The organism is Isoptericola sp. NPDC057391 (assembly GCF_042668085.1).
Taxonomy (GTDB): domain Bacteria; phylum Actinomycetota; class Actinomycetes; order Actinomycetales; family Cellulomonadaceae; genus Isoptericola.
In genome coordinates, this window is record NZ_JBHVBO010000175.1 from 1 (window position 1) to 8,574 (window position 8,574).

Consider the following 8,574-nt stretch of genomic DNA (forward strand, 5'->3'; position numbering starts at 1 on the left):
AGGCGAAACAGGGCCACGCGCCCACCCACAACGTCAGGGCGGGTGACCGTCAGGCTGTCAGGCGGCGGTGTCGACGGCGACGCGGCCGTCGGCGAACGTCATGCCCTGCACGACCGTGCCCGGGTAGCGGGCGGCGAGCAGCCGCTGCACGTCCAGCGCGATGCGGGCGTCGGGGCGGATCTGGACCGAGCCGGCGGGCAGGCCCTTGGAGGACAGGACGGACTCGATGCGGCTCTTCGCGAGCCCGAGCAGCTTGTGCGCGGGCAGGCCGCCGGCGCTGGCGTCGACGGACAGCACGGCGACGCCGCCGTCGAAGGCCTCGACCCGCAGCCGCGACCGGACGGCGGGCACCAGCCGGGTGGCGAGCTTGAGCGGGCCGGGAAGGTTCTTCACCGCCCGGGCGTCGGCGACCACCTCGAGCTCGTCGCCGGCGCCGCCGACGGACGTGACGAAGCGGGGCAGGGTCCGGCCTCCCAGGAGGCCGAGCTCGTTCAGGGTCTCCGCGAGGGACATCTCGGTGCGCACGGCGCATACCGTACTGGACTTCGCGGAGGGCGTGGGACGCGTCACTCCCCGGGCGGGGAATAGAACGATTCGATAACCTGTTGCCACGGTCGACGACACCCCGAGGAGAAGGAGATCCGTGGCACCCGCGAGCGACGAACAAGCCCGGGAGCTCGACCGATGAGCGCCACCTTCTCCTCCCTGAAGTACACGAACTACCGCATCTGGTTCGCGGCAGCCCTCGTCGCCAACGTCGGCACGTGGATGCAGCGCATCGCCCAGGACTGGATCGTCCTCACCGACCTCAGTGACGACTCCGGCATCGCCGTCGGCCTCACCACGGCCCTGCAGTTCGTGCCGTTCCTGCTGCTGTCCCCGTGGGCGGGCGTGCTCGCCGACCGGCTGCCGCGCCGTCGTCTCCTCATGGCCACCCAGGGCGGGATGGGCGTGCTGGCCCTCGCCCTGGGCGCGCTCGTGCTCTCCGGGCGGGCGGAGCTGTGGCACGTCTACGTCTTCGCGCTCCTGCTCGGCGTCGTGTCCGCGCTGGACAACCCCGCGCGCCAGACCTTCGTCGCCGACATGGTGCCGGCCTCCAAGCTGCCCAACGCCGTCGGGCTGAACAGCGCGTCGTTCAACGCCGCGCGCCTCATCGGTCCGGGCGTGGCCGGGCTGCTCATCGCGGCCGTCGGCGCCGGCTGGGTGTTCATGATCAACGGCGTGACCTTCGGGGCGACGATCGCCGCCCTGGCCCTCATGCGGGTGCGCGAGCTGCGGCCGCAGCCGGCCGCGCCGCGCGCCAAGGGGCAGATCCGCGAGGGCGTGCGCTACGTGCGCCGGCGCTCCGACATCGTCGTGATCATGGTCGTGATGTTCGTCGTCTCGACGTTCGGCCTGAACTTCCAGCTCACCTCCGCGCTCATGGCGCGCGTCGAGTTCGGCCGCGGCGCGAGCGAGTACGGCATCCTCGGCTCGGTGCTGGCGATCGGCTCCCTCGCCGGGGCGCTGCTCGCCGCCCGCCGGGACCGCCCCCGCGTGCGCCTGGTGATCGGCTCGGCGTTCGCGTTCGCGGTCACGACGGCGGTGCTCGGGCTCATGCCCACCTACTCGTCGTTCGTGCTCGCGTGCATCCCCGTAGGGCTCGCGTCGCTCACGATGATGACGGCGGCCAACAGCGCGCTGCAGGTCTCGACCGACCCCGTGATGCGCGGCCGGGTCATGGCGCTCTACGTGATGATCTTCCAGGGCGCGACGCCGATCGGGTCGCCGATCGTCGGCTGGATCGGCGAGGCCTGGGGCCCCCGCTGGTCGATCCTCGTGGGCTCGATCGCCACGTTCCTCGTCGCCGCCGGCGCCACCGTCTGGGCGGTGCGGCGCTGGCACCTGCGGGTGCGCTACCGCGTGCTGTCCCGCCCCCACCTCGAGGTGGTCTACCTCGACCGCGAGGTGCTGGAGGGCGTCACCACGCGCGACGGCGTGCGGCGCGAGCTGAGCCGCGCCGACGCCGAGCGCGTGCCGACGACGGCCTGACCGCCCTCGGCCGCGGCCGCGCGACTCTCAGTGCCGGTGCGTGGCCGGCTCGCGCCGGGAGCCGCGCCGCGTGACCGGCGTGACGCCGTTCGCCTGCCGACGCATCCGTGCCTCGAACTCCTGCTGGTCGCGCATCTCCTCCTCGTTCGGCCACATCAGGACGACGAAGATGAGCGCGACGGTGAGCGCCGCGATGCCGAGGATGAGCGGGCCGAGCAGGTCGATGGCGGTGGTGCCGCTCGTGGGCACCCCCGGCTCCCCGGTGATCGTCAGCGCCGCCATGCCGGTGTAGTGCATGCCGCTGACGGCGATGCCCATGATGAGCGCCGCGCCGAGCGTGGCGGCGCGGCCGCGCACGTTCACGCTGAGCCAGAGTGCCGCCGTCGCCGCGACGATCGCGATGAGCACGGAGAGCCCCACCACGGGCAGCGAGAACTCCATGTGGCCGGTCATGCGCATGGCGGCGATGCCCATGTAGTGCATCGCGGCCACGCCGAGCCCGGCGACGACGCCGCCGGAGACCAGCCACAGGGGACGGTCGCCCGCGAAGCCGACCAGGAACAGGCCGATCGCGACGACGACCACGGCCACGAGGGCGCTGAGGATCGTCTGCGGGACGTCGTAGTTGATCGGCATGTCGGTGACCGTGAAGCCGAGCATGGCGATGAAGTGCATGACCCAGACGCCCGTGCCGCCGATGGCGACGGAGGCCACCAGCAGCCAGGCGGCGCGGGTCTTCGTGTCCGTCGCGGCCCGGGCCCGCGAGGTCGCGGACAGCCCGGTGGCCGCCCCGAGGCACGACGCGACGTACGCGAGCAGCGGGGTGATCAGCCCGTAGGTGAAGTGGTGCATCTCCGGCATTCGGAGCCTCCCGGCAACGTCGCCCGTCTGTGACGAGGCGGCACGTTATCAGCCCGTGACCTTATGGGTGAAAAGTACCCCTTGACCTGGGACGATGCGCCGAGCTGCCGGGAGGAGCGACGGCGGTCGCGTCAGCCGAGCTGCGCCACCACGTGGTCGACGCACGCCGTGAGCGCCCGGACGTCGTCGGGCTCGACGGCGGGGAAGACGCCCACACGCAGCTGGTTGCGGCCGAGCTTGCGGTACGGGAACACGTCGACCACGCCGTTCTCCCGCAGCACGCGCACGACGGCGGCGGCGTCGATCGCGTCGTCCAGGTCGATCGTCGCCACGACCGTGGACCGCTCGGCGGGGTCGGCGACGAACGGCGTCGCCCAGTCGCGCGCGTCCGCCCAGTCGTAGAGCACGCCCGCGGACTCCGCGGTGCGCGCGCTCGACCACGCGAGGCCGCCCTGCTCGAGGAGCCACTCGACCTGCTCGGCGAGCAGCACCAGCGTCGCGACGGCCGGCGTGTTCAGCGTCTGGTCGAGGCGCGAGTTGGTCAGCGCGGTCGTCAGGGACAGGAACTCCGGTACCCACCGCCCGGTGGTGGTCCCGGCGGACGCCTCCACCCGCTCGGCGCGCTCGACGGCGGCGGGCGAGCAGACGGCGAGCCACAGGCCGCCGTCGGCCGCGAAGACCTTCTGCGGGGCGAAGTAGTAGACGTCGGTGTCGGCGACGTCCACGGGCAGCGCGCCCGCGCCCGACGTCGCGTCCACGAGGAGCAGTGCCCCCTCGGCGCGCGCGCCCGGCACCTGGCGCACCGGCGCCATCGCTCCCGTCGAGGTCTCGTTGTGCGGCGTCGCGTACACGTCGACGCCGTCGACCGGCGTGAGGTGCGCCACGGTGCCGGGCTCGGCCGACACCACGTCCGGGTCGGCGAGGAAGGGCGCGCGCGTCGTCGCCGCGGCGAACTTCCCGCCGAACTCTCCGAACACGGCGTGCTGCGCGCGGCGCTCGACGAGGCACGCGGCGGCGACCTCCCAGAACGCCGAGGAGCCGCCGTTGCCGAGCGCCACCTCGTACCCGTCGGGCAGCGCGAACAGCTCGCCGAGGCCCGTGCGCACGCGCCGCACCAGGTCCTTCACCGCCGGCTGCCGGTGCGACGTCCCCAGCACCAGGGCCGCCGGGTCGCCCGCCGCGGCCAGCGCGGCGACCTGGGCGGGGCGCACCTTGGACGGGCCGGAGCCGAACCGGCCGTCGGACGGCAGGAGCGACGCGGGGATGACCACGCTCGGGTGGATCGGACGGCTCGGGTGGCTCGACGCAGCGGGCATGGTGTCTCCGGTTCCGGGCGAGGGGGAGCGGTCGTCGGTGGGGCAGGGCAGGATGTCTCGCCGGGAGCGCGCACGGCGGCGCCGCGCGACCCCGCCTGCGCCCACGCGTGCGAATAGACTAGGCCGCGCCGAAAGACGGGAGTGGACGTGACCGACCTGATCGACACCACCGAGATGTACCTCAAGACGATCTACGAGCTCGGTGAGGAGGGCATCCCGCCGCTCCGCGCCCGTATCGCGGAGCGACTGGGGCACTCCGGGCCGACGGTGTCGCAGACGGTGGCGCGCATGGAGCGCGACGGTCTCGTCGTCGTGACGGGCGACCGGCACCTGGAGCTCACCGAGGCCGGGCAGGCCAAGGCCACCCGCGTGATGCGCAAGCACCGGCTCGCCGAGCGGCTCCTCACCGACGTCATCAAGCTCGACTGGGAGCACGTGCACACCGAGGCGTGCCGCTGGGAGCACGTGATGAGCGACCTCGTCGAGAAGCGCCTCGTCACCCTGCTCGACCACCCCCACGCCGACCCGTACGGCAACCCGATCCCGGGGCTGTCGGAGCTGGGGGAGCAGTACCAGGACGTGCCGTTCCTCGAGGGCGTGCAGTCCCTACCGGGCGTGCTCGAGGCGCGTCGGGCGAAGGGCCTGACGGACGGCGACGGCGTCGAGCTGGTGCTCCAGCGGATCGCCGAGCCGCTCCAGGTGGACATCGAGCTGCTGGCGCGGCTCGCGGAGTCCGGTCTCGTGCCCGGGGCGCAGATCGTCGCGCGCACGGTCGGCGTCGACGTGGCGGTGGAGGTCGAGGGGTCCGGCATCGTGCTCGACCTGCCCGAGGAGCTGGCGAAGCACCTGTTCGTCGCGAGCCGCTGACCTGCGGTCCGGCTCCGGCCACGGGCGGGCACGCCACATCGTGACCGCAGCGTGACATCGCCCGGGGTTGTCCGGTACGGTCGGGGCGCTCGCCGGAGTTCATCCTGCGGGCGCTCGACCGGACGCCGAACCCTGCCACCGGCCGAGCTCCACGGACATCCGCACGGCAGGAGCGGGGGACCCACTTCGGGCGTCGGTGACGACGTCCTCGGGGTGAAGCCGGACGGGCCCGGTCACGGGCACGGAAGGCCGGGTGTTTCTCCCACCCGAACCCGACAGCTGACCTCGCAGGCGACAGGAGAGGTAGACACGTGAGCGCACGCACGAACCACGGCCGGCACCGCGCCGCCCGTCGTCCGATCGCCCTCGCCCCGTCCGGCTCGGCCGGCCGTCGCGCGGCCGTCGTCGCCGCCGCCGGTGGTCTGCTGGTCTCGACCTTCGCCAGCGCCAGCGCCGCGCAGGCCGCCCCGGTCGACACCGACGCCGCCAAGAAGCTCAGCACCGTCGACCTCGGTGCCCTGACCGACCAGGCTCGCGAGGCCCTCGAGGCCGCCCCGGTCGTCACCGTCGACGCCAAGGCCAAGGTCGACGTCGAGAAGGTCACCGCGAAGATCGCGGCCAACGCCGAGATCACCCCGGCGCCCGAGCCGGAGCCGGAGCCCGTCGTCGAGGAGGTCGTCGAGACGGCTTCCGCCGACGAGTCCTCCGACGAGTCGTCGTCCCGCTCCTCGGAGACGGCGTCCCGCTCCGACGAGCGCGAGGCCGTCGAGGTGCCGGCCTCCGCGAACGGCTCCGCGATCGTCTCGATCGCGATGCGCTACGTGGGCGTCCCGTACGTCACCGGCGGCAGCAGCCCGTCCGGCTTCGACTGCTCCGGCCTGACGCAGTACGTCTACGCGCAGGCCGGCATCAGCCTGCCCCGCACGACGTCCGAGCAGCGCTACGCCGGCACGGTCGTCTCGGCCTCCGAGGCGCAGCCGGGCGACCTGGTCTGGACCCCGGGCCACGTCGCGATCTACGCCGGCGACGGCATGCAGATCGACGCCCCGAAGCCGGGCGACGTCGTCAAGTACCGCTCCATCTGGCAGTCGAACCCCACGTTCATCCGCGTCGGCTGAGTCCGTCCGACGCGTCACCCGGAGCCCCGTCGCGCCCTCGCGCGGCGGGGTTTCGTCGTGCGCAGGGAAACCGGTTCGACCTGGGTGAATGTGACGTACAGCACGCCGTCCACAGGCGCTGTGATCGAAACGTGACATCGCCTGGCGTGTCCGCTACGGTGTCAACCACTCGGCGGGAGATCCGCCGGGTCTCGACCGGAACGCCGAGCCCTGCAGCCGGTCGGGGACCTTGACCGCACGCAGGGGCGGGGGACCCAATTTCGGGCGCTGATCCATGGCGTCCTTGGGGTGAAGTCGCACGGACCTGGTCCGTGAGGCCGGGTGTTTCTCCCACCCGAACCCGACAGCTGACCTCGTAGGCGACAGGAGAGGGAACACGTGAACGCACGTACCACGCGCGCCCGGCACCGTGCCGCGCGCCGTCCGCTCGGCGGGCTGGTCCAGAGCGTCAGCTCCTCGGTGACCGGCCGTCGCGCCGTCGTCGCCGCTGCTGCCGGCGGCCTGCTCGTCTCGACCTTCGCCAGCGCGAGCGCCGCCCAGGCGGCCCCGGTCGACACGGACTCGGCGAAGAAGCTCAGCACCGTCGACCTGGGCGCCCTGAGCGACCAGGCCCGCGAGGCGCTCGAGGCGGCTCCGGTCGTCACGGTCGAGTCCAAGGCCAAGGTCGACATGGAGACCATCAACAAGAAGATCGCGGCCAAGGCCGAGATCACCCCGGCGCCCGAGCCGGAGCCCGAGCCCGAGCCGGAGCCCGTCGTCGAGGAGGAGAGCACCGAGCGCTCCACCGAGACCGTCTCCCGCTCCGCGGAGCGCACCGAGGCGCCGGCGGCGGCCGAGACGTCGTCGAACTCGTCGCTCGGCCAGCAGGCCGTCTCGATCGCGATGCGCTACATCGGGACGCCCTACGTCGTCGGTGGCGCCAGCCCGTCGGGCTTCGACTGCTCCGGCCTCACGTCGTACGTCTACGGCCAGCTCGGCGTGGACCTGCCGCGCACCTCGTCGGACCAGCGCTACGCCGGCACGGAGATCCCGTTCTCCGAGCTGCAGCCGGGCGACCTCATCTGGAGCCCCGGCCACATCAGCATCTACGCGGGTGACGGGATGGTCGTCGAGGCCTCGCGCCCGATCAACTGGGAGACCGGCTACCACAAGATGTGGCAGTCCGAGTCGGACTCCGTCGCGATGCGCGTCTTCTGACGCGGCGCGGCCGGCAGGCCGTACCCGACCTCGTCGACCCCCGTGCTCCCGAGCACGGGGGTCGACCTGTCTGGGGGCCGCTTTGCTGTGCCTTGCGCGATCCTTTCGCTAGGCTTGAACCAGGCGCCCTCGACGACGAGGGCGGGCTCCTCGCCAGCGGACAGGAGGCGCGAGATGACACGGCCTGAGGTCGTCCTGGTAGGTGTCGACGGGTCTGCAGCCAGCCTGCACGCCCTCGACTGGGCTGCCGCGTACGCGCGGCGTGTGGGGTGGGGGCTGCACGTGGTGTGTTCCTACTCGTTGCCGTCGTTCACGGCCGCGTCCCTCGACGGCGGGTACGCCGCCCTGGACGACACCGCGATCCAGGAGGGTGCCAAGGCGGTCCTCGCCGAGGCGGAGGAGCGTGTCGCCGCCAGTGGGGTGCCCGTGACCGGCACCGTCGCGACGGGGGACGCCGCCGGCGTGCTCGTCGAGATGTCGCGGGAGCACGCGCTCGCCGTCGTGGGCACCCGGGGCAAGGGAGGGTTCACCGAGCGGCTGCTCGGCACCGTCTCCTCGGCCCTGCCGGCGCACGCGCACTGCCCCACGGTGGTGGTGCCGTACCGCGGCGACGGCGGCGGCAGCACGGACGCCGCGGAGCGCCGCGACGGGGACGTGGTGCACGAGGTGCGCCGCATCGTCGTGGGGGTCGACGGGTCGCCGTCGGCCGAGGTCGCGCTGAAGCACGCCGTCGCGCAGGCGAAGGCGTGGGACGCGGAGCTCGTCGCCGTCGCCGGCGTGCCGCTCGGCGGCGGGGCGGGGATCCTGGCCTGGCTGCCGTCGCAGATCGACCACGAGACCGTCCTGGCGGACGTCAAGGCCGGCCTCGACGTCACCGTGGACCGCGCCCAGGCGGCGAACCCGGGCGTGACGATCAAGCGGCACGTGCTCGACGGCACGGGCGCCGAGCTGCTCACCGAGTTCTCCACCGGGGCCGACCTCGTCGTGGTCGGCTCCCGAGGCCGCGGCGGCTTCCGTGGCCTGCTGCTCGGCTCCACCAGCCAGGCGGTGCTGCACCACTCCGCCTGCCCCGTGCTGGTCGTGACGCGCAAGTGCGACGAGGAGCTCGACCAGGACGACGCCTCGACGACCGCCGCCTGACGTTGTGGGTGTGATCGTGGCCCTGTTTCGACACGAAACAGGGC

The 8,574-nt window shown here is 73.0% G+C and carries 8 protein-coding genes and 2 riboswitches; of the genes, 5 read left to right on the plus strand and 3 right to left on the minus strand.

Features of this window, described 5'->3' with window-relative positions; translation table 11 throughout:
- Positions 1 to 57: 57 nt before the first annotated feature.
- Positions 58 to 525, minus strand: a complete 468-nt coding sequence (locus tag ACFUVW_RS17360) for a hypothetical protein (RefSeq protein ID WP_430572566.1) — start codon at positions 523 to 525, stop codon at positions 58 to 60.
- A gap of 159 nt (positions 526 to 684) precedes the next feature.
- Here ACFUVW_RS17360 and ACFUVW_RS17365 point away from each other — a divergent pair, with 159 nt between their 5' ends.
- Entirely contained in the window at positions 685 to 2,031 is a 1,347-nt protein-coding gene (locus tag ACFUVW_RS17365; protein ID WP_430572567.1) for an MFS transporter, read from the plus strand.
- A gap of 27 nt (positions 2,032 to 2,058) precedes the next feature.
- Here the strand turns inward: ACFUVW_RS17365 and ACFUVW_RS17370 are convergent, their stop codons facing one another.
- Together ACFUVW_RS17370 and serC are read right to left on the minus strand one after the other, a co-directional pair.
- Positions 2,059 to 2,883, minus strand: coding sequence for an MHYT domain-containing protein (locus tag ACFUVW_RS17370; protein WP_430572568.1), 825 nt, complete (start codon positions 2,881 to 2,883; stop codon positions 2,059 to 2,061).
- 140 nt (positions 2,884 to 3,023) lie between these two features.
- Complete coding sequence (gene serC, locus ACFUVW_RS17375; protein WP_430572569.1) at positions 3,024 to 4,208, minus strand: phosphoserine transaminase; 1,185 nt, start codon at positions 4,206 to 4,208, stop codon at positions 3,024 to 3,026.
- A 147-nt stretch (positions 4,209 to 4,355) separates the two neighbouring features.
- On the opposite strand from serC, the gene ACFUVW_RS17380 reads away from it, so the two are divergent.
- The 4 genes from ACFUVW_RS17380 (at position 4,356) to ACFUVW_RS17395 (ending at position 8,530) form a co-directional block, all read left to right on the plus strand.
- Positions 4,356 to 5,075 (plus strand): metal-dependent transcriptional regulator, encoded by a 720-nt coding sequence (locus ACFUVW_RS17380; protein WP_430572570.1) that lies wholly within the window; start codon positions 4,356 to 4,358, stop codon positions 5,073 to 5,075.
- A gap of 130 nt (positions 5,076 to 5,205) precedes the next feature.
- Positions 5,206 to 5,383, plus strand: a riboswitch (cyclic di-AMP (ydaO/yuaA leader).
- 3 nt (positions 5,384 to 5,386) lie between these two features.
- Complete coding sequence (locus ACFUVW_RS17385; protein ID WP_430572571.1) at positions 5,387 to 6,193, plus strand: C40 family peptidase; 807 nt, start codon at positions 5,387 to 5,389, stop codon at positions 6,191 to 6,193.
- Positions 6,194 to 6,384: 191 nt separating this feature from the next.
- Positions 6,385 to 6,571: riboswitch (cyclic di-AMP (ydaO/yuaA leader) on the plus strand.
- Positions 6,572 to 7,390 (plus strand): C40 family peptidase, encoded by an 819-nt coding sequence (locus ACFUVW_RS17390; protein WP_430572572.1) that lies wholly within the window; start codon positions 6,572 to 6,574, stop codon positions 7,388 to 7,390.
- Positions 7,391 to 7,564: 174 nt separating this feature from the next.
- The gene (locus ACFUVW_RS17395) at positions 7,565 to 8,530 is read left to right on the plus strand and encodes a universal stress protein (RefSeq protein ID WP_430572573.1); all 966 of its coding nucleotides are present in this window, start codon (positions 7,565 to 7,567) and stop codon (positions 8,528 to 8,530) included.
- Positions 8,531 to 8,574: the final 44 nt, after the last annotated feature.

What these genes read in the sequence shown, in the direction of transcription:
- ACFUVW_RS17365 (WP_430572567.1), top strand. Translation starts at nt 685, where the DNA reads ATGAGCGCCACCTTCTCCTCCCTGAAGTACACGAACTACCGCATCTGG.
- ACFUVW_RS17370 (WP_430572568.1), bottom strand. Translation starts at nt 2,883, where the DNA reads ATGCACCACTTCACCTACGGGCTGATCACCCCGCTGCTCGCGTACGTC.
- serC (WP_430572569.1), bottom strand. Translation starts at nt 4,208, where the DNA reads ATGCCCGCTGCGTCGAGCCACCCGAGCCGTCCGATCCACCCGAGCGTG.
- ACFUVW_RS17395 (WP_430572573.1), top strand. Translation starts at nt 7,565, where the DNA reads ATGACACGGCCTGAGGTCGTCCTGGTAGGTGTCGACGGGTCTGCAGCC.